This is a genomic window from Streptomyces sp. P17, assembly GCF_032436805.1.
GTDB lineage: Bacteria > Actinomycetota > Actinomycetes > Streptomycetales > Streptomycetaceae > Streptomyces.
Genome location: NZ_JAVRBF010000004.1, coordinates 151,802 through 175,964, shown reverse-complemented (window position 1 = coordinate 175,964; position 24,163 = coordinate 151,802). Strand labels below are relative to the sequence as shown.

At 69.0% G+C, this 24,163-nt stretch carries 21 protein-coding genes and 3 pseudogenes; 11 read left to right on the top strand and 13 right to left on the bottom strand.

Annotated features, from left to right (window positions below; genetic code table 11):
- Nucleotides 1-48: 48 nt before the first annotated feature.
- The 7 genes from RMT89_RS03990 to RMT89_RS03960 all read right to left on the bottom strand — a co-directional run bounded on the left by RMT89_RS03990 (nucleotide 49) and on the right by RMT89_RS03960 (nucleotide 5,092).
- Nucleotides 49-657: a carbonic anhydrase gene (locus RMT89_RS03990; protein ID WP_315882497.1), complete on the bottom strand. Its 609-nt coding sequence runs from the start codon at nucleotides 655-657 to the stop codon at nucleotides 49-51.
- Nucleotides 658-829: 172 nt separating this feature from the next.
- Nucleotides 830-1,219, bottom strand: coding sequence for a hypothetical protein (locus tag RMT89_RS03985; protein ID WP_315882496.1), 390 nt, complete (start codon nucleotides 1,217-1,219; stop codon nucleotides 830-832).
- 200 nt (nucleotides 1,220-1,419) lie between these two features.
- The gene (locus RMT89_RS03980; protein ID WP_315882495.1) at nucleotides 1,420-1,647 is read right to left on the bottom strand and encodes a hypothetical protein; all 228 of its coding nucleotides are present in this window, start codon (nucleotides 1,645-1,647) and stop codon (nucleotides 1,420-1,422) included.
- Between the two features lie 99 nt (nucleotides 1,648-1,746).
- Entirely contained in the window at nucleotides 1,747-2,172 is a 426-nt protein-coding gene (locus RMT89_RS03975; protein ID WP_315882494.1) for a hypothetical protein, read from the bottom strand.
- A 391-nt stretch (nucleotides 2,173-2,563) separates the two neighbouring features.
- Entirely contained in the window at nucleotides 2,564-4,093 is a 1,530-nt protein-coding gene (locus tag RMT89_RS03970) for a UDP-N-acetylglucosamine 1-carboxyvinyltransferase (RefSeq protein ID WP_315882493.1), read from the bottom strand.
- Nucleotides 4,094-4,157: 64 nt separating this feature from the next.
- Nucleotides 4,158-4,355 (bottom strand): DUF4236 domain-containing protein, encoded by a 198-nt coding sequence (locus tag RMT89_RS03965; RefSeq protein ID WP_079084845.1) that lies wholly within the window; start codon nucleotides 4,353-4,355, stop codon nucleotides 4,158-4,160.
- Nucleotides 4,356-4,393: 38 nt separating this feature from the next.
- A complete protein-coding gene (locus RMT89_RS03960; protein WP_315882492.1) occupies nucleotides 4,394-5,092 on the bottom strand; it encodes a hypothetical protein in 699 nt (232 codons plus the stop codon).
- A 131-nt stretch (nucleotides 5,093-5,223) separates the two neighbouring features.
- Here RMT89_RS03960 and RMT89_RS03955 point away from each other — a divergent pair, with 131 nt between their 5' ends.
- Nucleotides 5,224-5,916 (top strand): VanZ family protein, encoded by a 693-nt coding sequence (locus RMT89_RS03955; RefSeq protein WP_315882491.1) that lies wholly within the window; start codon nucleotides 5,224-5,226, stop codon nucleotides 5,914-5,916.
- Here RMT89_RS03955 and RMT89_RS03950 read toward each other — a convergent pair.
- The gene (locus RMT89_RS03950) at nucleotides 5,890-6,975 is read right to left on the bottom strand and encodes a HAMP domain-containing sensor histidine kinase (RefSeq protein ID WP_315882531.1); all 1,086 of its coding nucleotides are present in this window, start codon (nucleotides 6,973-6,975) and stop codon (nucleotides 5,890-5,892) included. The genes RMT89_RS03955 and RMT89_RS03950 overlap by 27 nt on opposite strands.
- A gap of 10 nt (nucleotides 6,976-6,985) precedes the next feature.
- On the bottom strand, nucleotides 6,986-7,681 hold the full coding sequence (locus tag RMT89_RS03945; RefSeq protein WP_315882490.1) for a response regulator transcription factor: 696 nt from the start codon (nucleotides 7,679-7,681) through the stop codon (nucleotides 6,986-6,988).
- Between the two features lie 87 nt (nucleotides 7,682-7,768).
- Here RMT89_RS03945 and RMT89_RS03940 point away from each other — a divergent pair, with 87 nt between their 5' ends.
- The 3 genes from RMT89_RS03940 to RMT89_RS03930 all read left to right on the top strand — a co-directional run bounded on the left by RMT89_RS03940 (nucleotide 7,769) and on the right by RMT89_RS03930 (nucleotide 12,058).
- Nucleotides 7,769-8,449 carry a M15 family metallopeptidase gene (locus RMT89_RS03940; RefSeq protein ID WP_315882489.1) on the top strand — a complete coding sequence of 227 codons (681 nt, stop codon included), beginning with the start codon at nucleotides 7,769-7,771 and terminating at the stop codon, nucleotides 8,447-8,449.
- Between the two features lie 183 nt (nucleotides 8,450-8,632).
- Entirely contained in the window at nucleotides 8,633-11,350 is a 2,718-nt protein-coding gene (gene acnA / locus RMT89_RS03935; protein ID WP_315882488.1) for an aconitate hydratase AcnA, read from the top strand.
- Nucleotides 11,351-11,545: 195 nt separating this feature from the next.
- A complete protein-coding gene (locus RMT89_RS03930; protein ID WP_315882487.1) occupies nucleotides 11,546-12,058 on the top strand; it encodes a helix-turn-helix transcriptional regulator in 513 nt (170 codons plus the stop codon).
- Here RMT89_RS03930 and RMT89_RS03925 read toward each other — a convergent pair.
- Both RMT89_RS03925 and RMT89_RS03920 read right to left on the bottom strand, forming a co-directional pair.
- Complete coding sequence (locus RMT89_RS03925) at nucleotides 12,022-12,897, bottom strand: tetratricopeptide repeat protein (protein ID WP_315882486.1); 876 nt, start codon at nucleotides 12,895-12,897, stop codon at nucleotides 12,022-12,024. The genes RMT89_RS03930 and RMT89_RS03925 overlap by 37 nt on opposite strands.
- A 54-nt stretch (nucleotides 12,898-12,951) precedes the next feature.
- Nucleotides 12,952-13,554: a Uma2 family endonuclease gene (locus RMT89_RS03920; protein WP_315882485.1), complete on the bottom strand. Its 603-nt coding sequence runs from the start codon at nucleotides 13,552-13,554 to the stop codon at nucleotides 12,952-12,954.
- Nucleotides 13,555-13,839: 285 nt separating this feature from the next.
- On the opposite strand from RMT89_RS03920, the pseudogene RMT89_RS03915 reads away from it, so the two are divergent.
- Nucleotides 13,840-14,214: pseudogene (locus tag RMT89_RS03915) on the top strand (glycoside hydrolase family 92 protein); the annotation flags it as partial.
- On the opposite strand, the pseudogene RMT89_RS03910 reads toward RMT89_RS03915, so the two are convergent.
- Nucleotides 14,195-15,191 (bottom strand): annotated as a pseudogene (locus RMT89_RS03910) (acetylxylan esterase). The pseudogenes RMT89_RS03915 and RMT89_RS03910 sit on opposite strands and share 20 nt — an antisense overlap.
- A 207-nt stretch (nucleotides 15,192-15,398) precedes the next feature.
- On the opposite strand from RMT89_RS03910, the gene RMT89_RS03905 reads away from it, so the two are divergent.
- From RMT89_RS03905 to RMT89_RS03880, 6 genes and pseudogenes are all read left to right on the top strand, one after another.
- Nucleotides 15,399-16,304: an ABC transporter permease subunit gene (locus tag RMT89_RS03905; RefSeq protein WP_315882484.1), complete on the top strand. Its 906-nt coding sequence runs from the start codon at nucleotides 15,399-15,401 to the stop codon at nucleotides 16,302-16,304.
- A complete protein-coding gene (locus RMT89_RS03900) occupies nucleotides 16,298-17,170 on the top strand; it encodes a carbohydrate ABC transporter permease (RefSeq protein ID WP_315882483.1) in 873 nt (290 codons plus the stop codon). Before RMT89_RS03905 ends, RMT89_RS03900 begins: the two co-directional genes overlap by 7 nt.
- A gap of 13 nt (nucleotides 17,171-17,183) precedes the next feature.
- Nucleotides 17,184-18,839 carry an extracellular solute-binding protein gene (locus RMT89_RS03895; RefSeq protein ID WP_315882482.1) on the top strand — a complete coding sequence of 552 codons (1,656 nt, stop codon included), beginning with the start codon at nucleotides 17,184-17,186 and terminating at the stop codon, nucleotides 18,837-18,839.
- Nucleotides 18,836-20,344, top strand: a complete 1,509-nt coding sequence (locus RMT89_RS03890) for a GH39 family glycosyl hydrolase (RefSeq protein WP_315882481.1) — start codon at nucleotides 18,836-18,838, stop codon at nucleotides 20,342-20,344. The genes RMT89_RS03895 and RMT89_RS03890 overlap by 4 nt, the downstream gene beginning before the upstream one ends.
- Nucleotides 20,341-21,021 (top strand): hypothetical protein, encoded by a 681-nt coding sequence (locus RMT89_RS03885; RefSeq protein WP_315882480.1) that lies wholly within the window; start codon nucleotides 20,341-20,343, stop codon nucleotides 21,019-21,021. The genes RMT89_RS03890 and RMT89_RS03885 overlap by 4 nt, the downstream gene beginning before the upstream one ends.
- A pseudogene (locus RMT89_RS03880) lies at nucleotides 21,018-22,183 on the top strand (beta-galactosidase trimerization domain-containing protein). The gene RMT89_RS03885 and the pseudogene RMT89_RS03880 overlap by 4 nt, the downstream one beginning before the upstream one ends.
- Here RMT89_RS03880 and RMT89_RS03875 read toward each other — a convergent pair.
- Nucleotides 22,177-24,150 carry an alpha-glucuronidase gene (locus RMT89_RS03875; protein WP_315882479.1) on the bottom strand — a complete coding sequence of 658 codons (1,974 nt, stop codon included), beginning with the start codon at nucleotides 24,148-24,150 and terminating at the stop codon, nucleotides 22,177-22,179. The pseudogene RMT89_RS03880 and the gene RMT89_RS03875 sit on opposite strands and share 7 nt — an antisense overlap.
- Nucleotides 24,151-24,163 lie beyond the last annotated feature (13 nt).

Genomic DNA, 24,163 nt, shown 5'->3' with positions numbered 1-24,163 from the left:
GACCGGAGTGGACGGACGGGCCGGGTGCGGTGCCGTGGTCCGGTCGGCTCACAGGGGCTGGAAGGCGCGGGCTCCGGGAGCGCAGGCGAGGACCTCGCCGGTCTCGACGGTGTAGTGCCAGGCGTGCAAGCGCAGCTGTCCCGACGTCAGGCGCCGGGCGATGAAGGGGTAGCTGCGCAGATGGTCGAGTTGTGTGAGTACATGCCGCTGGGTCACCGCGACCAGGTCATCGCCGAGTCCGCGGGTCTGCCACGGCTCGTCGCTGCCGGGCCGGTGTCCGGCCCATGTGAGCCAGCGGCGTACGAGGGGCATGGTCTGTACGGTCTGCTCGCGCATCAGCGCCTGGACGGCGCCGCAGTGCGAGTGACCGCAGACGACGATGTCGGGGATCCGCAGGGCCTGCACGGCGAACTCCAAGGAGCCCGCGACACCGCAGGCGGCCTGCGTCCGGTAGCGGGGGACGATGTTGCCCGCGGTGCGCAGCTCGAAGAGGTCACCCGGCGCGGCACCGGTGAACAGGGACGGGATGACGCGGGAGTCGGAGCAGGAGATGAACAGTGCCTGGGGCTTCTGCCCCTCGGCCAGGTGTGCGAATTCGTCCTGCCGGTCGACGATCTTGGCGGGGAACGTACGGGCGTGCTCGATGAGTGACTGCATGGTCGGCCTCGTGCTCTTCGGGGGTCGACAAGGACTCAAGGATGCGAAGAGAGGCGTGCCGTTCGGCCGGGACAGGCCGCACCGGACCACGGGAGCAGGCCGCTTGAGCCGTTCGGCTCCCGGCGGGCCCTGTGGGCGGGGGGATGTCCTGGCGCGTGTGGCACGCTGCCGATCAGCAGCGGAAGATCTGCAGACCGCTGTTGGTGGGCGCCATCGCGGCGGCCGGGCTCCAGGCGTCTCTCGCCGTGGGTGGTCCAGGTGCCTGCGGCGCGTCGGGGGACGTGTCCGGGGCAACGGCGGTTGTTCCCTCGGCGGCGGAGGGTGGCTGCGTCTCGTCAGCGACCGTGCGCGGAGGCCGGGCGATGGTGTCGATGGCCGTCTCGTGATGTTCCGAGCCGGTACTCGCGTACGGGGAAACGGATGAGTGACCGTGCGCCTTGCGGGAGTCCGGTTCGATTGCGGGTGCCATCGCCGACGCCGTGCCCGGTGCGGAGGCGGCATGGTGGGCCGTCGCGAAGTGCAGCAGTACAGCCGCCGCAAGCAGCACCACTGCCGCTGCCATGCGCCGTATCACCACTGGACTCCCGACGATTCGCTCGCTCCGACACCGAAACGTTACCGAGTTCAGACCCATGAACCTGCTCAACTTCCAGGTGAGAAAGGTGACATGAGCAACATCGCGCCATGTGTTGCAGGCGCAATCGCCTCATTCACTTGCGGTTGCCCGATGTAGGGCACGAGTGAGAATCGGTCGCGAGGGTGCTACGCGAAGATCGCCGCGAGGCGACGCCGGGCGGCGGCCAACGGCCGCGCCGAGCGCCGCCGAGCGGTCATGGGCGCGGTGGAGGTGGGTGAGGGTGCGAGGCCCTGGTCGGGGTGTTCCGCGGCCGTCGGGCCAGACTGATCGGAAGGGTTCGACTGCGGAGTGCGGGCCGGGGCCATCTCCGCGCGCACGAGCGCGCTGATGGCGGCGTGGACGTCCATGGGCATGCTGACGGCTCCTGCGGTGCTGTTCGGGAAGAGGGGCGCGGGCCGCGACCGTGCTCCGGCCCGGCGGAGCGGACGGGGTCGCACGGGCGGTCGGGCCTGTCAGCAGCGCAGGACGAGTGAGCCGGATGGCGCCCGGGGAGAGGTGAGGCGCGTGGCGTCCGCTCTCGAGGTGCGGGCCGGGAGTGCCGCCGCACCGCCCGAGACGGCGTGGGCGGTCGCGAAGGGGCTGGGCAGATGCGCCGCTTGACGGGGCCCGGAGGCGGACGCGGCGCAGAGCGGCGTGGTGTCGCCGTCGTGATGGCCGACGGCACCCGCTTCGGTGAGGGCGGCGACCGGCGCCGTCACGCATGTCTGCGCGCTCGCCGCCGGGCGCTGTTGCTGCGGGCAGCCGTCCAGGTCGAGGGCCGCAAGATGCGAGGCGCCGGGGCTGAGTGTCGCGTGGAGCAGAGCGAGGAGGGCGAGCAGCACGACGGCACACAGGCTGTGGCCGATCATCGGCCTGGGTGTGCTGAAGGTCTGCCGCATCGGGAACTCCTGTGCCGTCTTGTCGCCAGGGAACCCCCCGGGAGAGGGTCACGCGCTCCAAAGGGGCCGATTGGGTCCCGGATTCATCCGATGCGGTGATCGGCGGCAGGCTGTGCTGCCGCCCGTGGCACGTGGTGCGCGGGCCCGGTACTCCAGGGCTTCCGCGATCTTCGGCAGCCTGGGCAGAGCCCGGCCGCTCGACCTTCACATGAATGTCATGTGGCCGGTTGAATACTTTTTGTGCTCATGTCGGCCGGCTCGGTGGCAGACAGCACGGCGAGAAGGGCGACACCACCCCGGTGAGCGCGGCAGCGCCGCTCACCGGGGTCTTCGGGCAGCCGCAAGCCGAGCGCCGCACGGCCGGTCCCGGGAGTGTGGCGGCGTCCGCCGTTCAGATGTCCCGAAAGATCTCGATCTGTGCGCCGATCGAGTTGAGGCGCTCGGCCAGGTCTTCGTAACCCCGGTTGATGACATACACGTTGCGCAGCACGGACGTGCCCTCCGCCGCCATCATCGCCAGCAGGACGACCACCGCGGGGCGCAGGGCCGGGGGGCACATCATCTCGGCGGCGCGCCAGCGGGTGGGGCCTTCGACCAGGACGCGGTGGGGGTCCAGGAGTTGGAGGCGGCCGCCCAGGCGGTTGAGGTCGGTCAGATAGATCGCGCGGTTGTCGTAGACCCAGTCGTGGATGAGGGTCTTGCCCGAGGCGACCGCCGCGATGGCCGCGAAGAACGGGACGTTGTCGATGTTCAGTCCGGGGAACGGCATCGGGTGGATCTTGTCGATCGGCGCCTCCAGCTTGGAAGGCCGGACCGTCAGGTCCACCAGGCGCGTACGGCCGTTGTCCGCGAAGTACTCGGGCGTGCGGTCGTGGTCGAGCCCCATTTCCTCCAGGACCGCGAGCTCGATCTCCAGGAACTCGATGGGCACCCGGCGCACCGTCAGCTCCGACTCCGTCACCACCGCGGCCGCCAGCAGGCTCATCGCCTCGACCGGGTCCTCGGAGGGGGAGTAGTCGACGTCGACGTCGATGGTCGGCACGCCGTGCACGGTGAGCGTGGTGGTGCCGATGCCCTCGACCTTGACGCCGAGCGCCTCCAGGAAGAAACACAGGTCCTGGACCATGTAGTTGGAGGAGGCGTTGCGGATCGTCGTCACGCCGTCGTGGCGGGCGGCCGCCAGCAGCGCGTTCTCGGTGACCGTGTCCCCGCGCTCGGTCAGCACGATCGGGCGGTCCGGGGAGATCGCGCGGTCCACCTGGGCGTGGTACAGGCCCTCCGTCGCCGCGATGTCCAGACCGAACCGGCGCAGCGCGATCATGTGCGGCTCGATGGTGCGCGTGCCGAGGTCGCAGCCGCCGGCGTAGGGCAGCTTGAAGGCGTCCATCCGGTGCAGCAGCGGGCCGAGGAACATGATGATGGAGCGGGTGCGGACGGCGGCCTCGGCGTCGATGGCGGCCATGTCCAGCTCGGCCGGCGGTACCAGTTCCAGGTCGACGCCGTCATTGATCCAGCGCGTCCGGACGCCGATGGACTGGAGCACCTCCAGCAGACGGTAGACCTCCTCGATACGGGCGACCCGGCGCAGCACCGTGCGCCCCTTGTTGAGGAGTGAGGCGCACAGCAGGGCCACGCACGCGTTCTTGCTCGTCTTCACATCGATCGCGCCGGACAGCCGACGGCCGCCCACCACCCTCAGATGCATCGGGCCCGCATAGCCCAGAGAGACGATTTCGCTGTCCAGGGCTTCACCGATTCGGGCGATCATCTCAAGGCTGATGTTCTGATTGCCGCGCTCGATCCGATTGACGGCGCTCTGACTGGTGCCGAGCGCCTCGGCCAGCTGCGTCTGTGTCCAGCCACGGTGTTGCCGGGCGTCACGGATGAGCTTGCCGATGCGTACGAGGTAGTCGTCTGCCATGAGGTTGAGGCTATCTCAGATATGAGATGGCGCCTCCTGGGGGGTCCGTTCGGGTGACGGTGCGTCAACGCCGCCTGGCGGTACGGGTGCGGCGCCACCCGAAAGGTCCGGGCAAATCCACCGATGTCGTACGACGTCCAGTGCTGCTGTGTGTCCGCCGCGGCCCGTGCCGGCCACCGGTGGTGATGGACCAGGAGCGCCGGTTGATGTTCAGCCGAACCCCCGGCAGGATTCGGAAACTCTTGCGAAAAGTGAGCGGCATGGGTGCCTCCCGTCGCAGGCGATTTCGGTACTTCTCGGCTACCCCGACCTGGCGAACTGATGGCAGAACTCGACGGGTTCGTCGAAGGTGACCGCGGCTATGGGGGCGCCGGTGACGACGTACGAGTGCTGTGACACCCGCCCGTCCTCCGTCCGCAGCTCCAGCAGCCCCGGCTCCGGGCAGCGCCATGTCAGCCGGGTGACGCACTCCCCGAGGGCGTTGGCCAGATTGCTCCACCCCCGGCCGTTGGCGCGCAACTCGAACTCCGAGCACTCCATCACGCCGTAGTCGAGGGGGATGCTGCTCCAGTACCCGATGAGCGCCTCGTCCAGGCCGGTGCGTGGATCGGCGGCGTCCTCCTCCGCGATCCGGCGCAGGGTGGCGGTCTCGGGGCCGCCCACGTCCACCACGCTGGTGCCGTGCAGGGCGACGCCCAGGTCGCGGAACTCGACGCCGACGTAGGGGATGCCGTCCCGGGAGACCGGGTGGACGTGGACCGCGCGCACGTCGAGTCCCTCGGGGAAGCCCTCGTAGTGCGCGCACACCGCGTGCCGGAGCGCGGTGAAGAGGTCGGGCAGATGGGTGGCCGTCCAGACGGCGCGCGCCAGATCGTCGTCGGTCAGCAGGGGGCAGCGCAGCGGGGCGCGCCCGGGACGCAGACGCGTCCATGTGGTCGTCGGCAGCGGTACCCATTTTGTCCAGCCGCCCGCATGCCGGTGGAAGTCGCCTCGCTTCATGGTCGAACAAGAACATCACAGGGAGTGTCCGTTGTCAGCGAAGTACGGCCTCGATGCCCGGGGTTCGTATATCGCGGGTGTATCGAAAATCGCATACGCCGCCGCAACAGCCCTCCGGCTGAGATGGCGGCATGGACCACAACGCATCACTGTCAGACCCCGCCCGCCGTACGCGCACGATCGTGATCGTGAGCCTGGCGATCCTCGGTGCGGCGATCGCTCTGTTCGGCAACGCGGTGGTGAGGATCCTGTCCATGCCGCTGCGCAGGCCGGAGTGGCACGTCTTCGTCGGTACGTTCAACGGTGTGGCACTCATCACGGTGGCCGCGCTGCCGTTCGCGGCGTCGGCGGTATGGGCGCTGGCACGCCGTCGGAGTGCCGCCGGTGTCACGGCGGCCTGGCGGATGTCGCTCGCCGAGGTCGGCATCGTCTACGGGACGGTGCCGTGGGTGTGGATCATCCTGCTGCCGGGCGACGAGGACGGCGCGGTCATGAGCCTGGTACCGCTGCGGGACCTGTACGCGGTCCTCGCGGACGGGGGGACGGGCCAGATCGTCGGCAATCTGCTGGTGTTCGCGGCACTGGGGTTCCTCGCCCCGGTGCGGTTCGCGGCGCTGGCGTCGGCGCCGCGGATCCTGGCGCTCGGGGCGGGCTGCTCGGTTGTTGTCGAGACCGCGCAGTACGTGCTGCGTCTTGACCGGGTGTCCTCGGTGGACGACGTCCTGCTCAACGCCTCCGGCGCCGGGCTGGCCGCGCTGGCGTCGCGCCGCTGGTGGCGCGTCACGGCCGGAGAGCCGTCAGCACTCTCGGGATACCGCGGGTAGTTCCACAGCGACGCGGATCCCGCCGGCGGGACGCGGGGAGAGGGTGAGCGTTCCGTCGTGGGCCTGGGTGATGGTCTTGACGATGGCCAGGCCGAGGCCGACGCCCGCATGGTCGGTGTGGATGCGCTCGGTGCCGCGCTGGAAGGGTTCGGTGAAGGTCGAGACCAGCTGTGGGGAGAGCTTCTCGCCGGTGTTCTCGACGGTGAGCACCACGCTCCCGGCGCGGACGCCGGCCGTGACCCGTACGGTGCCCTGTTCCGGCAGGTTGTGGACGATCGCGTTGTGCACGAGGTTCACGGTCAGCTGCAGCAGGAGCGCCGGCGATCCGAGCGCGGGGGTGAGGTCGCCGTGGGTCTCGATGGTGACGCCGTGCTTCTCGGCGAGGGGGAGGAGCGTTTCGGTGGCCTCTTCCGCCAGGAGGGACAGGTCGACGGGTTCTCGGGTGAAGGACCGCTGGTCGGCGCGGCCGAGCAGGAGCAGGGCCTCGGTGAGGTCTATCGCTCGGGTGTTGACGGCGTGGAGGCGTTCGATGACTTCGCCGGTGTCGTGGTGCGGATCGGTGCGGGCCACGTCGAGGAGGGTCTTCGAGATCGCCAGCGGGGTGCGCAGCTCATGGGAGGCGTTGGCCGCGAATCTCCGCTGCTCGGCGACGTGCGCTTCGAGCCGCGCGAGCATCGTGTCGAAGGCGTCGGCGAGTTCGCGGAACTCGTCCTTGCGGCCCGGCAGCCGGATCCGGTGGGCGAGCGAGCCGTTCGTGGCCAGGCGGGTGGCATCGGTGATGCGGGTCAGCGGGGCGAGCATGCGGCCGGCGAGGATCCAACCTCCCAGGAGACCGAACACCAGCAGGAACGCCAGTGCTGTGGCTGCCGCCGGGGCGAAGGCACGCAGGAGGTTGGACCGGACGGGAAAAACGCCATGGAGGTCGGTGGTAGCGGGGTCGATGAGCGCACGCTCGGGGACGTAACGCAGCAGGAACAGCCACACGGCCGCGAGCAGCAGGGCGCCTGCGACCATGAGGAACCCGGCGTAGCTGAGGGTGAGCTTGAGGCGGACGCTCAACCCGGGCGCCCTATCCACGGCCGTCTCCCTCGTCCCCGGCCGTCGGTCGGGTGTCGATGCGGTAGCCGACGCCCGGGACGGTGGCGATGATCCAGGGCTCCCCGAGCCGTTTGCGCAGCGCCGAGACGGTGATGCGCACGGCGTTGCTGAACGGGTCGGCGTTCTCGTCCCACGCCCGCTCCAGCAGGTCCTCGGCGCTGACGACACCGCCCTCGGCGGCCACGAGGACTTCGAGCACGGCGAACTGCTTCCTGGTGAGGGCGACGTAGCGGCCGTCCCGGAAGACCTCTCTGCGGAACGGATCCACACGCAGGCCCGCGAGTTCCCGCACCGGAGGCCTGCTGTGGGCGCGCCTGCGGTCGAGCGCCCTGAGCCGCATGACGAGCTCGCGGAGTTCGAACGGTTTGGTGAGGTAGTCGTCGGCGCCGAGTTCGAACCCGGAGGCCTTGTCGTCGATCCGGTCGGCAGCGGTGAGCATGAGGATGGGCATCCCGCTGCCGGAGGCCACGATGCGTTTGGCGATCTCGTCACCGGAAGGTCCGGGGATGTCCCGGTCGAGGACGGCGATGTCGTAGGTGTTGATGCTCAGCATTTCCAGAGCGCCGTCACCGTCACCCGCGATGTCGGCCGCGATCGCCTCCAGACGCAGTCCGTCGCGGATGGCTTCCGCCAGATAGGGCTCGTCCTCGACAATCAGCACACGCATGCTCTTGAGGCTACGAGTCGGCGCATATCGCCGGCGTATCGAAAACCGCATACGGGTCGGCAACACCGCACTGCCTTCACTGGCGGTATGACTCGAATACCGCGCCGGATTCCCTGGCTCCTCGCCGTCGGCCTGCTGGTGGTCATAGCAGTGATCACCGCCGCCCTCACCGACCAGGCGCCGGAGTCCTCGTCCTCCTGGTCCTCCCGGCCCTCCCCTTCCTCGACCGCGGTCCCACCCGGCGACATGCCGCACGGGGACCACGAGCGCGCGGAGCGCAAGGGTGCACTGGGCGAGGCCGACGGCGCCCTGCCCGAGGGCGTGATCGTGTTCGACGACGGGTATCCGGGCGTGAGCAAGCTCGACCCCGGGCTGCTCCAGGCCCTGCGGGAAGCGGCGACGGATGCCGGGGACGACGGCGTCACGTTCTATGTCAACAGCGGCTGGCGTTCCCCGGAGTACCAGAATCAGCTCTTTCTTGAGGCGGTCTCGAAGTACGGCTCGGAGGATGAAGCCGCCCGATGGGTGGCCAGGGCGGAGACCTCTCCCCATGTGTCGGGCGGCGCGATCGACATCGGGCAGTCCAACGCCACCACGTGGCTGTCCGAGCACGGCGCCGGGTACGGACTGTGCCAGGTCTACGAGAACGAACCCTGGCACTACGAACCGCGCCCCGAAGCGATGGAAGACGGCTGCCCTGGCATGTATGACGACCCCAGTCAGGACCCGAGGATGCAGGATGGCAGCGGACAGGGAGGCAGGGCATGACCATCCCGGCCCCATGTACTAGAGTTATCTCGACATCGAGATATCTGCCGAGGCGTACCGCAGCCGCACGTGATCACCGGTCTGGCACTAAGGGTTACCTAACTTAGCCTTACCTTAGCGGATCGGCCAAGTCGTCGTGGCGGCAGGATGCGGTGGGAACGCACATCAAAGAAGGAGACTGTCGTGTCGGCGAACAGCTTCGACGCCCGCAGCACGCTGCAGGTGGGCGACGAGTCGTACGAGATCTTCCGGCTGGACAAGGTGGAAGGCTCGGCCCGCCTTCCGTACAGCCTCAAGGTCCTGCTGGAGAACCTGCTCCGCACGGAGGACGGCGCGAACATCACCGCCGGCCACATCCGCGCGCTCGGCAACTGGGACTCGAGTGCCCAGCCGTCGCAGGAGATCCAGTTCACGCCCGCCCGAGTGATCATGCAGGACTTCACCGGCGTGCCCTGTGTCGTGGACCTCGCCACCATGCGTGAGGCCGTGAAGGAGCTCGGCGGCGACCCGGCGAAGGTCAACCCGCTCTCCCCGGCCGAGCTGGTCATCGACCACTCCGTCATCGCCGACAAGTTCGGCACCAACGAGGCCTTCGCGCAGAACGTCGAGCTGGAGTACGGCCGCAACCGCGAGCGCTACCAGTTCCTGCGCTGGGGCCAGACCGCCTTCGACGACTTCAAGGTCGTCCCGCCCGGCACCGGCATCGTCCACCAGGTGAACATCGAGCACCTGGCGCGCACGGTCATGGTCCGGAACGGCCAGGCCTACCCCGACACCCTCGTCGGCACCGACTCGCACACCACCATGGTCAATGGTCTGGGTGTTCTCGGCTGGGGCGTCGGCGGCATCGAGGCCGAGGCCGCGATGCTCGGCCAGCCGGTCTCCATGCTCATCCCGCGCGTCGTCGGCTTCAAGCTGACCGGTGAGCTCACCCCCGGCACCACCGCCACCGACCTGGTGCTGACCATCACCGAGATGCTCCGCAAGCACGGCGTCGTCGGCAAGTTCGTCGAGTTCTACGGCGAGGGCGTGGCCGCCACCTCCCTCGCCAACCGCGCCACCATCGGCAACATGTCGCCGGAGTTCGGCTCCACCGCCGCGATCTTCCCGATCGACGACGAGACCATCAAGTACCTCAAGCTCACCGGCCGTTCGGAGCAGCAGCTCGCGCTCGTCGAGGCGTACGCCAAGGAGCAGGGCCTCTGGCTGGACCCGAAGGCCGAGCCGGACTTCTCCGAGAAGCTGGAGCTGGACCTCTCGACGGTCGTCCCGTCCATCGCCGGCCCGAAGCGTCCGCAGGACCGTATCGTCCTCGCCAACGCCGCCGAGCAGTTCAAGCAGGACGTCCGCAACTACGTGGACTCCGTGGACGAGGCCGGCCAGGAGTCCTTCCCGGCCTCCGACGCCCCGGCCGTCGCCCCGAACGGCGCCCCGTCCAACCCGGTCACCGTGACCGCCCCCGACGGCTCGACGTACGAGATCGACCACGGTGCCGTCACGGTCGCCGCGATCACCTCCTGCACCAACACCTCCAACCCGTACGTCATGGTCGCCGCCGCGCTGGTGGCCAAGAAGGCGGTCGAGAAGGGCCTGACCCGCAAGCCGTGGGTCAAGACCACCCTCGCCCCGGGGTCGAAGGTCGTCACCGACTACTTCGACAAGGCGGGCCTGACCCCGTACCTCGACAAGGTCGGCTTCAACCTCGTCGGCTACGGCTGCACCACCTGCATCGGCAACTCGGGACCGCTGCCGGAGGAGGTCTCCAAGGCCGTCAACGACCACGACCTCGCGGTCACCTCGGTCCTGTCCGGCAACCGGAACTTCGAGGGCCGGATCAACCCCGACGTCAAGATGAACTACCTGGCGTCCCCGCCGCTGGTCGTCGCGTACGCCCTCGCGGGCTCCATGAAGGTGGACATCACCAAGGACGCGCTCGGCATCGACCAGGACGGCAACCCGGTCTACCTGACCGACATCTGGCCCTCCGAGGCCGAGGTCAACGACGTCGTGGCCAACGCCATCGGCGAGGACATGTTCAACAAGTCCTACCAGGACGTCTTCGCGGGCGACGCCCAGTGGCAGGCGCTGCCGATCCCGACCGGCAACACCTTCGAGTGGGACCCGCAGTCGACCTACGTCCGCAAGCCCCCGTACTTCGAGGGCATGACGATGGAGACCACCCCGGTCTCCGACATCACGGGCGCCCGCGTCCTGGCCAAGCTGGGCGACTCGGTCACCACCGACCACATCTCCCCGGCCGGCGCCATCAAGGCCGACACCCCGGCCGGCAAGTACCTCACGGAGCACGGCGTCGAGCGCCGCGACTTCAACAGCTACGGCTCCCGCCGAGGCAACCACGAGGTCATGATCCGCGGCACGTTCGCCAACATCCGCCTGCGCAACCAGATCGCGCCGGGCACCGAGGGCGGCTACACGCGTGACTTCACGGTTGAGGGCGCGCCGGTGTCGTTCATCTACGACGCCTCGCGCAACTACATCGAGCAGGGCATCCCGCTGGTCGTCCTGGCCGGCAAGGAGTACGGCTCCGGCTCGTCCCGCGACTGGGCCGCCAAGGGCACCGCGCTGCTCGGCGTGAAGGCCGTCATCGCCGAGTCGTACGAGCGCATCCACCGCTCGAACCTCATCGGCATGGGCGTCCTGCCGCTGCAGTTCCCGGAGGGCGCCTCGGCCCAGTCCCTCGGTCTGACCGGTGAGGAGACCTTCTCCTTCACCGGCGTCGAGGAGCTCAACAACGGCACCACCCCGCGCACGGTCAAGGTCACCACCGACACGGGCGTCGAGTTCGACGCGGTCGTCCGCATCGACACCCCCGGTGAGGCCGACTACTACCGCAACGGCGGCATCATGCAGTACGTGCTGCGCTCGCTGATCCGCAAGTAACGGTCGCGACAGGGATTGTCCCTACGGCACTCGGGCCGCACTCCTCCGCCATGCGAGGGGTGCGGCCCTCGCGTTCTTTCCGGACGGGGATGACGGGCTACCGGCCAATCCATCGCCACTTCGTGACGAATCCTTCACAGCATTGCCATACTCCACCGTGCCGCACCGCTCTGCGGCGACTCCACGGGGGTGGACATGGTCCGCAAGGCCGGCGAGACTCCGCGCGGGAACGACCTCGGCTCCGCCCTTGTGCTGGGGGCCGCCCTGTACCAGTGCCGCCTTGAGCAGGGCCTGTCGCTGCGCTCACTGGCGCGCCGGCTCGGCCTCGGCTCGCACAGCGGGCTCCTCGACTACGAGCGGGGGCACCGCATCCCCCCGGAGTATCTGCTGATCGCGTACGAGCGGGAGTTCGGTACCGCGGCCGGGCATCTGCGGGGGTTACGGGCCCGCGCGCTGCGCGAGCGGGCCGAGGCCCTGGTCGGCGACCTGATCGACCGCTACGGCGTACCGCCCGCCGTCGCCCGGGCCCCCGGCACGCCGCCCCTCGTCGGACTGGTCTCCCGGCTCGCCCACACCTTGCACGCCCTGCCCAGCTGCATGGCCTCGGCGGTGACCGAGGCCTGGCAGACGAGCGCGGAGCGACCGCCGCGCAGAGGGGCGGAAGCCGAGGGTCAGAGCGGGTCGCCCGGGGCGAACAAGGTGTGGTAGCCGCGGTCGTAGTACAGCAGCGGAGCGCCGTCGGTGACATCGGCGTGCTCCACCAGTCCGATGACCACGCTGTGGTCACCCGCCGGGACGACCGCGTACCGGCTGCACACGACCGTCGCCAGCGCCTGGTTGACCAGCGCCTGGTACAGCTCGGGGTCGGCCTTCAGAGCGGCGTCGAACGAGTCGCGCGCGGTGTCGGCGTCGCCCCGCTCCAAGGCCAACAGGCCCTGGGTGCACAGCAGATGAGCGCTGTCCGGGTGCAGTCGCAGCCCTTCCGCCACCGACGCCGCGGCCTCGGTCAAGTGGCCCGACTCCAGCAGCAGCGAGGCGTGGTTGATCCGCGAGTCCAGATGACCGGGCTCCAGCTCCAGGGCGTAGCCGAAGTCAGCCACGGCGCCTTCGAGATCACCGTGGGCGGCACGGACGTCCCCGCGGTTGTAGTACAGCTCGGGGAACGGCGGACCCATCTTCATCGCCGTCTCGTAGTCCGTCAGCGCCGCCTGGTCGTCACCGAGGCGGCGGTGCATATTGCCGCGGTCCAGGTAGTACTCGGGGTAGTGGGGATCGAGGGCGATCACCGTGTCGAAGTCCGCCGTGCTCTCCTTGAGCATCCCCATGCCCGCGTAGACATTGGCCCGGTTGTGGATCAGGACGGACTTGTGCAGCCGGTACTTGTCCGGGTGCGTCTCGCGGTTCAGCCGGTCCACGCCCTCGGCCACCAGCTTCAGGGCGGTCTTCAGGTGCCCCAGGTGCATCTCCACCAGGGCAAGCCCGTTCTGCTGGAACACCGTGTAGAACGCCCGGTCCTCGAGGTCCTCGGTCAGCGCGGCCAGGGCCACACCGTTGCTCGCGTACGCCCTGGCCAGATGAAGCCGTACGAATACGGAGGGCGGTCAGATGTCGACGAGGGCGTCGAGGTCGTTCTCTACGGGGAACGGCAGTTCGGTGACGAGCTTGTTGTGGTGCACCGGGTGACCCGGAGCGGGGAAGTACGAGAGGGTGTCCGCATTGAGCCAATACTCGTGCACTGCGACCCTCTGCTCCCGGTCCATTTCCACGCGCCAGTAGTAAGGGACTTTGTTGGCAGCGAAGAGCGCTGGTTTGTGTACCCGGTCGACCTGGCGAGAGCCGGGGGAAACGACCTCCACCGCGAGGGTGACCTTGTGCACGGGGATGCAATCGCATCCTGGGAGGTTCAACTTCCGACGGTCATAGACGATCACATCGGGCTTGGGAGTATTCCGGTCGTCCACCCGCACGCATTGCTCGGTCAGAACCCGATACGGCGCAACAATGGCGGCCTTGAGCGCGTCGCGGAGGCCGTCCCTCACTTCGTTGTGCAAGACGCTGGCCTGCCCACGAGCCACGATCACTCCGTCCACGAGTTCCCAGTCGAAGGGCAGCTCCAAGTGCTTGACCTGGTCAAAGGTCCAGCCATGGAGCGGCGGGAACATCCAGGTGTCCTCGGTGGCCGGTCCCCGCTGGGGTGTGGTCATCACTGCTCCCATGGCCGCCAGTCTGGACGCCGACACGCGGCGTGATCGTAAGTACGAAGGTACCGCCACCCGAACCGGCGATGCCACGGCACACGCTTGACGCATGTGCGCCCCCGTTTACAACCACGCCCCACAGCGCTATTTTGCGAACCAAGTGAGGTGGGAGCGCTCCCATGTACGGTGGACCGGAACCCGCCCCAGGACCGCTCCCACCCCACGCATCCGCACACACGCATCCGCACGGACCGTACTTGACGGAGCGGACCTGAATGTCATGGTCCTGACAGACCGGACAACGCCTCGGCAAGCGGCCGGCGCATCCGACTGCCGGAAGGCATCGCGCAGTTGTCCTTCCTCGGCAGCGCGGTCAACGGCAGTCGGCAGGCAGAGGCGACCGTCACCTACACCGACGGCACCACCGGCACGATCCCCCTCGCCTTCACCGACTGGACCATCGGCGGCGGCAGCGGCAGCGTCCAGTACGGCAACGAGGTCGTCGCGAGGACGGCGTACCGGAATGTCGCGGGCGCGCATCGCGATCCGGTGGCCACGTATGTGTTCGCCACCCGGCCCTTCACGGCGCCGGAGGGCAAGACCATCGCGAGCGTCGGGTTGCCGAGGGACGGGAACCTCCACGTGTTCACACTGGCTCTCGGCTGACCTCCAACACCTCGGCCAGCCAATCGAGTTGGCCACGCACATGCACCGCGTCCCCGCCCTCGTGCCCGTTGAAAGGGTAGGCGTGGATCTCCTTGCGCGGTGCTGTGCCGGTCAGTTCGGCGTAGTGGTTGAAACGCCCCGCTCGGCGGGCACACCGTGTCACGCAGGCCGACGCCGAAGTGGGCCGGGGCCCGGGCGCGGCGGGCGAAAAAGACGCCCTCCACATGGGCGAGGGTGTCGTACGCGGCGCCCTCGGCGCCCCGGTGGACCGAGAGATATGCGGCGATCTCGCCGTAGGGGCCCTGGTCCGTGAGGTCCAGGGCCCTTCGGATGCCGCACAGCAGCGGGGCGGTGACCAGGGCCGCCGCCAGATCCGGGACCAGGCCGGCCACGGCCAGGGCGAGACCGCCGCCCTGGCTGTTGCCGACGGCGGCGACGCGCCCGGCGTCCACGCCGGGCAGGTACCGCACCGCGGCCACCGCACGCACCGCGTCGGTGATCAGCCGCCGGTAGTGGTAGTCCCGCGGGGACAGCAGCCCGCGCACCGCGGGACCCGGTCCGCCCGGGGCGGTGGCGTGCGGGTCGGGGGTGGCGCCGCCGTTGCCGTACTGGTCGCCCTGGCCGCGATTGTCCATCAGCAGATGCGCATATCCCGCGTTCACCCAGGTCAGGCGCTCGTGGGGGAGCCCGCGGCCGCGGCCGTAACCGGCGAACTCGACCACGGCGGGCAGCGGTTCGGGTGTCTCGGCCGGGCGGCTGAACCATGCCCGCACGGGGTTGCCCGCGAACCCGCGGAACGTCACGTCCCAGGTCTCGGTCAGGCGCAGGCCGGTGCTCACCGGGCACACCGACGCCAACACCTCGCACTGGGTGGACTCCTTGAGCGTGGCCGCCCAGAACTCGTCGAAGCCGACGGGCTCCTCGGGCTCGGGGCGATAGCGCTCCAGTTCCGCCAGGGACAGGTCGGACACGGGCACCTCGCAGGAATCGGTCCACGGATGGAAACTTGCGGAGATCAAAGCGCCTGACATTCGACAACTACCCCGGATGTGCGGGCTTCAACTCCATGCTCGACGGGTGTCACACCCATTGACAGCGCTTTCTGACGCCCTCTAAGTTGCCGCGAAGTTACCGGTAAGAGCTCGAAAGTTTCGGTTCCCCATCCCCCGTACAGGAGACCGAGTTTGAGCACCCGCTCCCGTTCCGCGCTGCGCCGCGACTGGCAGCTGTACTCGCTGGCCGTGCTGCCCTTGCTGTTCTTCCTGGTGTTCCGCTATCTGCCGATGCTCGGCAATGTGATCGCCTTCCGCCGCTTCGAGCCGGGCGGGTCGATCTTCGGTGAGCGGTGGGTGGGCCTGCGCTATGTGGAGATGTTCCTCTCCGATCCCACCTTCTGGCAGGTGTTCCGGAACACCCTGTGGCTCGGCGGTCTCACCCTGGTCTTCTGCTTCCCGATCCCGATCGTGCTCGCGCTGCTGCTCAACGAGGTGCGCCGGCGGTCCCTGAAGCGGTTCGTGCAGTCGGTGTCGTACCTTCCGCACTTTCTGTCGATCGTGATCGTCGCCGGTATCACCCTGCAGATGCTCGCCACCGACGGTCCGGTCAACCGTGTGCTCGGCTGGTTCGGGCACGACCCGATCCGGTTCATCCAGGAACCCGAGTGGTTCCGCACGATCTACGTCGGCTCGGAGATCTGGCAGACCGCCGGCTGGGGCACGATTCTCTACCTCGCCGCGCTCACCACGATCGACGAGGACCTCTACGAGGCCGCCCGCATCGACGGCGCGGGCCGCTGGCAGCAGATCCGGCATGTCACCCTGCCGGGCATCCGGCCCACCATGATCACGCTGCTGATCCTGAACGTCGGCACCTTCCTCGCGGTCGGCTTCGAGAAGGTCCTGCTGCTGTACAACCCGCTGACGTACCAGACCTCCGATGTGATCTCGACGTACGTCTACCGGACCGGTGTCGAGTCCAACAGCTTCAGCTACGCCGCCGCCATCGGCCTGTTCGAGGCGGTCATCGGCCTGGTCCTGATCACGTCCGCCAACACGCTCTCGCGCCGCACAGTGGGGACCAGCCTGTGGTGAAGCCGAGCCGTTCCTACCGGGTCTTCCAGGGCGTCAACGGGGTGATCCTCACCCTCGTCGTGGTCGTGACCCTGTATCCCTTCCTCAACATCATCGCGAGGTCGTTCAGCGGGGAGCGCCAGATCCGGGCCGGTGAAGTCACCCTGTGGCCCAAGGGCTTCAACCTCACCACGTACGAGATCGTCTTCCAGGACTCGATGTTCTGGCGCAACTACGGCAACACCGTGCTCTACACGGCCGTGGCGACCGCCGTGGCCATGGTGCTGACGACCTGTTACGCCTATGTCCTGTCGAAGAAGCAGCTCAAGGGGCGCGGGCTCCTCGTCGGCATCGCCGTGTTCACGATGTTCTTCACCGGCGGGCTCATCCCCAACTACGTCCTGATCACCAGCCTCGGTCTGAAGAACAGCGTCTGGGCGATCGCCCTGCCCAACGCGATCAGCGTCTTCAACCTCCTGGTGATGAAGGCCTTCTTCGAGAGCCTGCCGACCGAGCTGGAGGAGGCCGCGCAGATCGACGGTCTGAGCACCTACGGCATCCTGCTCAGGATCGTGCTGCCGCTGTCCAAGGCGGTCGTCGCCACGATGGTGCTCTTCTACTCGGTGTCCTTCTGGAACTCCTGGTTCAGCGCCTTCCTCTACATGGACCAGACGGATCTGATGCCGGTCACCGTGTACTTGCGCAACCTCATCCAGGGCGCCACCGGAGGCTCCAGCGCGGGGGCCGGAACCGAGCAGCTCAGCCAGGTCGGGGCGAACATCCAGGCCGTCACCATCGTGCTCACCGCGCTGCCGATCCTGTGTGTGTACCCGTTCGTCCAGCGCTACTTCGTCTCGGGCGTGATGCTCGGCGCGGTCAAGGGCTAACAAGGGAGTACTTGTGGACAACTCAGGACAACTGTCGCGGCGTCAGATTCTCTCCGCCGCGGGTTTCGTCGGCCTCGCCACCCTCACCGCCTGCGGCAGCGGCGACGACGGAGGCGACCCCAAGGACCTGTCGAAGAAGCAGAACGGGGCGATGAAGGAGTACCGCGCCGGACAGCAGTTCAAGGCCGCCAAGCCGCTGTCCTTCTCGCTCCTGCACAACAACAACCCGGTCTACCCGACGAAGAAGGACTGGCTGTTCTGGAAGGAGGTCGCCCAGCGCACCGGCATCACCCTGAAGCCCGTCGACGTGCCCCTCGCCGACTACGAGAAGAAGCGCAGCGTCCTCATCGGCGCGGGCGACGCCCCCTTCCTGATCCCGAAGACGTACCACCCCTCCGAGGTCGCCTTCGTCTCGTCGGGCGCGATCCTCCCGGTCGGCGAGTACGTCCACCTGATGCCCAACTACCGCGACAAGGTGAAGAAGTGGCAGCTCGAACCCGAGCTGGACTCCATACGCCAGTCCGACGGCAAGTACTACCTGCTGCCCGGTCTGCACGAGAAGGTCAAGTCCGGCTACTCCCTGTCCTTCCGCACCGACGTCCTCGACAAGCTCGGCCTGACCCTGCCGACGACATGGGACGAGGTCCACGACGTCCTGAAGGCGCTCAAGGAGGAGTACCCGGACAAATACCCGTGGACCGACCGCTGGTCCACCAACACCCCTTTCCCGTGCGGTGCGTTGTTCAGCTACCTCGGCCAGTCGTACGGGGCCAAGGCGGGCTGGACGTACGACAACATCAGCTTCGACGCCAAGGCGCAGAAGTTCGTCTTCACCGCCGCCACGGACAGCTACCGCCAGATGGTCGAGTTCCTGCGGAAGATCGTCGCCGAGAAGCTGCTCGACCCGGAGAGCTTCACCCAGCAGGACGACCAGGCCGTGCAGAAACTCCTCGCCGAGAAGTCGTATGTGATCAGCGCCAACTCCCAGGAGCTGGTGCAGAACTACCGCTACAACCTGGAGAAGCAGGTCAAGGGCGCGAAGATCGAGATGGTGCCCGTACCGCTCGGCCCGGCGGGCCCCGTGGTGATCGGCGGGGCCCGTCTCGAGAACGGTGTCATGGTCTCCAGCAAGGCCCTCAAGAGCGACACCTTCGTCGCGATGATGCAGTTCGTGGACTGGCTCTGGTACTCGGACGAGGGCCAGAAGCTCTGCAAGTGGGGCGTCGAGGGCGTCACCTACACCGAGTCCGGCGGCACTCCCGCGCTCAAGTCCGGCATCAGCCTGATGGGCTCCGACCCGGACGCCCCCAAGGACCTCCAGAAGGACTACGGCTTCTTCAACGGCGTCTTCACCTACGGCGGCAGCTGGGCCCTCGTCTCCTCCTCCTTCAGCCCGGACGAGAAGAAGTTCCAGGACGCCATGTCCCAGCGCGAGCAGCTCCCCATCGACCCCGCGCACCCGCTGCAGTCCATGGAGCAGGAGCAGGCCACCCTCTGGGACACCCCGCTCAAGGACCACGTCATCCAGAACACGCTCAAGTTCGTCCTCGGCAACCGCCCGCTGTCCGAATGGGGCGCCTTTGTCGCCGAGTTGAAGGCGAAGAACATGGAACAGCTCGTCGACCTGCACAACAAGGCCTACGAGCGCTTCAGGAAGGAGAACGGGTGATCCGCATCCCCGCCGAACCGTCCGGCCGGCTCCCCGAAGCCTGGCGCCACTGCGTCGGCACCGGCCGCATCGAACTCGCCCTGCGCCGCGACTACCAGGACTCGCTCGCGCTGATACAGCGCGACATCGGCTTCCGGTACATCCGGGGACACGGGCTGCTCAGCGACGGCATGGGGGTCTACCGGCGGTACGAGTGGGAGGGCACCCGGCGCGTCCATCACTCGTTCACCTACGTCGACCAGGTGATCGACGCGTATCTCGGCCTCGGCATCCGGCCGTTTTTGGAACTCGGCTTCATGCCCGCCGAGTTGGCCTCGGGGGAGCGGACGGTGTTCTGGTGGCGGGGCAATGTCACCCCGCCCCGCTCGCACCAGGAGTGGGCCGACCTCGTCAAGGCCACCGTCTCGCACCTCGTCGACCGCTACGGCCTCGACGAGGTCCGCACCTGGCCCATCGAGGTGTGGAACGAGCCCAACCTGCCGGACTTCTGGGAGAACGCCGACGAGAAGGCGTACCACCGGCTGTACGAGGTGACCGCGGCCGCCGTGAAGGAGGTGGACGCCTCCCTCCAGGTCGGCGGTCCCGCGATCTCGCCGGGGGCCGACGAATGGCTCGACCGATTCGCCGAGTTCGTCGAAGAGCGGGATGTGCCGGTCGACTTCGTCTCGAAGCACGCCTACACCTCCGGCCCGGCCCAGCACGTTCCGTTCGGCTCGTACCAGACGCTCGCGCCCGCGGAGCACCTGCTGCAGCAGTTCGCCACGCCCCGCGAACGCCTCAAGGGCACCCGGCTCGCCGGACTCCCCGTCCACATCACCGAGTTCAACTCCTCCTACTGCCCCGACAACCCCGTCCACGACACCGCGTTCAACGCCGCCTACCTCGCCCCCGTCCTCGCTCACGGCGGCGACCACGCCGACTCCTTCTCCTACTGGACGTTCAGCGACATGTTCGAGGAGGCCGGCGTCCCCACCGCGCTCTTCCACGGCGGCTTCGGGCTCCTCACCCACCGCCAGGTGCGGAAACCGACGTACCACCTCTACGCCTTCATGGCCCGCATGGGCCCCGACCTGCTCGCCCGGGGCGAGGACCACCTGGTGACACGGCACGCCGACGGTCGTGTCACCGTCCTCGCCTGGGCGCCCGTCGACGCGAGCGGCGAGACTCCCGGGCCCTCCCGGCACCGGCTGCGCCTGCACGTGCCCATGGGCTCCTGGGAGGCCTTCGTACGCCGGTCCACCGTGGACGAGGAGTACGGCAACGCCCGTACCGCCTGGCAGCGGATGGGCAGCCCCCGCTCACCCGACGCGCACCAGCTCGCCGTACTGCACGAGGCGGCCGAGCCGGGGCGCCGGCACCTGCGGCTGCCGGTGGCGGACGGGCGGGTGACGCTCGATCTGACGCTGGGGCGGAACGAGGTGACGCTCGTCGAGGTCAGCCCGGTCGTGGACGAGAGTCCGCCCTGGTCGGACGAGGGCCGGCTGCTGGGAAGGCAGCCCGGATGAGCGCGCCCTCGGTCTCGTTCGGCGTCGGACCGCTCTCCCGAGCCGCCGCCCTGATCCACACCCTCGTCACGGTCGAGGCGCTGTTCATCGTGGCGTCCGCGCCGGGTCTGGCAGGTCTGCTCCTGCTGGGCCCGGACACCTCGAACCTCCCCCTCGCCGCCGCCTGCCTGGTCCCGCTGGGCCCCGCCCTCTCCGCCGCCGTCTACGCCCTCCACCACCGCGACCGCGACCTCGCCGACCTCCACCCGGCCCGCACCTACGGGCGCGGCTGGCGGCTCAACGCGCTCCCGGCGCTGAAGCTGTGGGCGCCCCTGCTGGGCTGGCTGACGGTCATCGCCTTCACGCTCACCCACTTCTCCGCCACCGGCCTGCCCGGCTGGTGGGCGCTGCTGCTCGCGGCCATCGGCCTCGCCTCCCTCCTGTGGGGCGCGCACGCCCTCGTCCTCGCCTCCCTCTTCGCCTTCCGCACTCGCGACACAGCCCGGCTCGCCGCGTACTTCCTGTTCCGGCACGGCCGGTCCACCCTCGCCGCCGCCTCCCTGCTCGTCCTGGCCGGCGGACTGACCGCTCTGCTGACCGAGGCCATGGCCGCGCTGCTCACCGCCCCGCTGCTGCTGTCCCTGCTGCACGCCGCGCGCCCGGTGATCGCCGAGGCCCAGGAGGACTTCACCGCATGACCGACAAGATCCGTCACGGCGGTGACTACAACCCGGAGCAGTGGCCGGAGCCGGTGTGGGACGACGACCACCGGCTGTTCGACCAGGCCCGGATCGACACCCTCACCGTCGGCGTCTTCTCCTGGTCGCTCACCCAACCCGCCGAGGACACCTACGACTTCACCGTCCTGGACCGCACCCTCGACCGGGCGGCAGCCGAGAACCGCAAGGTCTGCCTCGCCACCGGCACCGCGGCGCTGCCGCCCTGGCTCGCCAGACGCCACCCCGAGGTCAACCGCACCGACTTCGAGGGCCGCCGGCACCGCTACGGCCAGCCCTCGGCGCCCGCACCCCCGCCCGCACCGCGCTGCTGTTCGACTGGGACAGCTGGTGGGCCCTGTAGATGTCGGACGGCCCCTCCCGGCTGGTGAAGTACCAGGACACCGTGCACGCCTACTACCGGGCCGTCCGCGAGGCCGGCGCCGACGTGGACGTCGTCCCGGTCACCGCCGACCTCACCCCGTACGACGTGGTCCTCGCCCCCGTCCTGCACATGGTCAAGGACGACCTGCCCACCCGCCTGGAGGAGGTCGCCGCACGCGGCGGAACCGTTCTCGCCACCTTCCTCTCCGGCCGCGTCGACCTCCACGACCGCGCCTTCCTCACCGACGTCCCCGGCCCGCTCGCCCCGCTCATGGGCATCCGCGTCGACGAATGGGACGCCCGCCCGCCGGAGTTCGCGCAGACCGTCCGGTTCGGCGAACTGGCCTGCGAGGCACGCCTGGTCTTCGAGCTCGTCCAGTTGCGCGGCGCCACCCCGATCGGCACCTACGGCACCGACTTCTATGCGGGCACCCCCGCCGTCACCCGCAACAAGGCGGGCAGGGGCGAGGCCTGGTACGTCGCCACCGCCTTGGAGCGGCCCGGCGTGGACTGGGTCGTACGCCGCATCCTCACCCGCCACGGCCTGCTCGGCCCCTACGCCGACCGGCCGGAGGTGGAGACCGCGACCCGGGTGGCCCCCGACGGCACTCACCTGCTGTTCGTCCTCAACCACGCTGCGGAAGCGGCCCGGTTGACGGCGACGGCGACCGCCACCGACCTGCTGACCGGAAAACGGGTCGAGGAACACGCCCCGTTCACCCTCGACCTGCTCGGCGTGGCCGTCCTGCGGCTTCAGTAGATGACCCTGCCCTGTGCGTCCGGCACCCCGGACTTGCGCAGGAAGTAGCTGTTGATCTGATCGCGCCACTCGCGCGCACTGCGAAGCTGCTCCTCGAACCGCTCCGCCACCCGCGCATGGCGCGCCGGATCGACAAGCCCGTTCAGCGAGGCCCACACCTCCCGGGCCGTCTCCACCTCCTCCACGCCCTCGAAGTGCGTGTCGTAGATGTGCTGGATCACCGTCTTCCCACTGCGCAGCCCATGCCCGTACGGCACATGGTGGAAGAACAGCAGCAGCTCGTCGGGGCAGGACGACGACGACTCGTAGACCTCGGCCCAGGGCTTGGCGTACTGCGCCGCGTACCCGGTGCCGGTCGCCGCGCTCCGGTCCACGCCGACGCCGTCCCGGTCGGCGAAGTGATACGTGCCCCAGGGGCTGTACTCGTAGCCGTCCACGCTCGGCCCGTAGTGGTGCCCCGGCTGCACCATGAACCCCACCCCGAGCGGCGCGGTGTACTTCTCGTACGTCCGCCAGGAGCCGTCGAGCACGGCGTGCAGCCCGCCGACGAGCCGCTCGGGGGCGTCCGGGAAGGTCAGCCGGATCCACTCGTCCAGCACCGTGCCCGGATCGGCGCCCGGGTCCCAGGCCAGCCGCCCGACGGTGTACAGGTTGGCCTGGGCCAGCGGATGCCCGGTCCAGAAGGGGTCGTCACCGGCGTTGGACACGGCGACCAGACCGTCGGCCAGCTCTCCGACCCGGTGGGTGCCGTCGGGGCGGAACCGCAGAACCTCGCTCCACATCGGACCGAGCCAGCACACATGCCGCTGCTGCCCGGTGTACTCCTGCGTGACCTGCAGCTCCACCGCGAGCCGGGTGTCCGGCATCGCGCCGATCAGCGGCGAGACGGGCTCGCGCACCTGGAAGTCCATCGGCCCGTGCTTCACCTGGAGCACCGCGTTCTCGGCGAACTCCCCGTCCAGCGGCCGGAAATGGCCGTACGCGGCCCGCGCCCGGTCCGTCGAGCGGTCCCGCCAGTCCTGGCGGTGGTCGTAGACGAACGCCCGCCAGCGGACCGTGCCGCCGTACGGGGCCAGCGCGGCCGCCAGCATGTTCGCGCCGTCGGCATGGCTGCGGCCGTACGCGAACGGGCCCGGCCGGCCCTCGGAGTCCGCCTTGACCACGTACCCGCCGAAGTCCGGTATCGCCGCGTACACATCGGCGGTCGCCCGTTCCCACCACCGCCGCACCCGGGCGTCCAGCGGATCGGCCGTGTCCAGGCCCCCGAGCACGATCGGCGCGGCGAAGGTCACCGACAGATGCGTGCTGATCCCGTACGGCCTGAGCGCGTCGGCGATCCGGGCCACCTCACCGATCCGCTCGGTCAGCAGCCGGGCCTCGGTCTCGTGCACATTGACATTGTTGACGGCCACGGCATTGATCCCGCAGGCCGCCAGCAGCCTGCCGTAGACCCGCACCCGCTCCACATCGCCGCGCGCCCGTCCGTCCCGCCAGAACAGGGAGCCGCCGGAGTAGCCGCGCTCCACCTGGCCCATCACCGGATGCACGGCCACGTTGTCCCAGTGGTCCAGCATCCGCAGCCCCGCCGCGGGGCGGTACCTCTGCCGTGGCCGCTCGCCCCGGAAGGCGTCCTCGCCGAGCCGTACGACATGGAACAGGCCGTAGAGGAGCCCGCGTTGGCCGGACGCGGTGACTCTCGTACAGCCGTCGCCGCGCTCGAAGGCGAACGCCTCGCTCCCGTCCTCGCCGGTCAGCTCCAGCACCAGGTCGCACGGTTCGGGGGAGGCGTCGCGCTCGACGCTTCCCCCGAACCGGGCACAGGCCTGCGCCACTTCACGGTGCACCGTGTCCACCAGCGGACCCGATCCGCGGATCAGGATCCCCCGGCTGCCGAGCGGCCGGAAGGCGCCGGGCGGCAGCCAGGCCGGGTCGACACCCTCCGGCAGCACGGGCACGGGAAGCGGCATGAGTCCCCAACTC

Bases quoted from the DNA above. Each gene is read 5' to 3' on its own strand.
- RMT89_RS03990 (WP_315882497.1), bottom strand. From the start codon at position 657: ATGCAGTCACTCATCGAGCACGCCCGTACGTTCCCCGCCAAGATCGTC.
- RMT89_RS03985 (WP_315882496.1), bottom strand. From the start codon at position 1,219: ATGGCAGCGGCAGTGGTGCTGCTTGCGGCGGCTGTACTGCTGCACTTC.
- RMT89_RS03980 (WP_315882495.1), bottom strand. From the start codon at position 1,647: ATGCCCATGGACGTCCACGCCGCCATCAGCGCGCTCGTGCGCGCGGAG.
- RMT89_RS03975 (WP_315882494.1), bottom strand. From the start codon at position 2,172: ATGCGGCAGACCTTCAGCACACCCAGGCCGATGATCGGCCACAGCCTG.
- RMT89_RS03970 (WP_315882493.1), bottom strand. From the start codon at position 4,093: ATGGCAGACGACTACCTCGTACGCATCGGCAAGCTCATCCGTGACGCC.
- RMT89_RS03965 (WP_079084845.1), bottom strand. From the start codon at position 4,355: ATGCCGCTCACTTTTCGCAAGAGTTTCCGAATCCTGCCGGGGGTTCGG.
- RMT89_RS03960 (WP_315882492.1), bottom strand. From the start codon at position 5,092: ATGAAGCGAGGCGACTTCCACCGGCATGCGGGCGGCTGGACAAAATGG.
- RMT89_RS03955 (WP_315882491.1), top strand. From the start codon at position 5,224: ATGGACCACAACGCATCACTGTCAGACCCCGCCCGCCGTACGCGCACG.
- RMT89_RS03945 (WP_315882490.1), bottom strand. From the start codon at position 7,681: ATGCGTGTGCTGATTGTCGAGGACGAGCCCTATCTGGCGGAAGCCATC.
- RMT89_RS03940 (WP_315882489.1), top strand. From the start codon at position 7,769: ATGACTCGAATACCGCGCCGGATTCCCTGGCTCCTCGCCGTCGGCCTG.
- RMT89_RS03930 (WP_315882487.1), top strand. From the start codon at position 11,546: ATGGTCCGCAAGGCCGGCGAGACTCCGCGCGGGAACGACCTCGGCTCC.
- RMT89_RS03920 (WP_315882485.1), bottom strand. From the start codon at position 13,554: ATGACCACACCCCAGCGGGGACCGGCCACCGAGGACACCTGGATGTTC.
- RMT89_RS03885 (WP_315882480.1), top strand. From the start codon at position 20,341: ATGAGCGCGCCCTCGGTCTCGTTCGGCGTCGGACCGCTCTCCCGAGCC.
- RMT89_RS03875 (WP_315882479.1), bottom strand. From the start codon at position 24,150: ATGCCGCTTCCCGTGCCCGTGCTGCCGGAGGGTGTCGACCCGGCCTGG.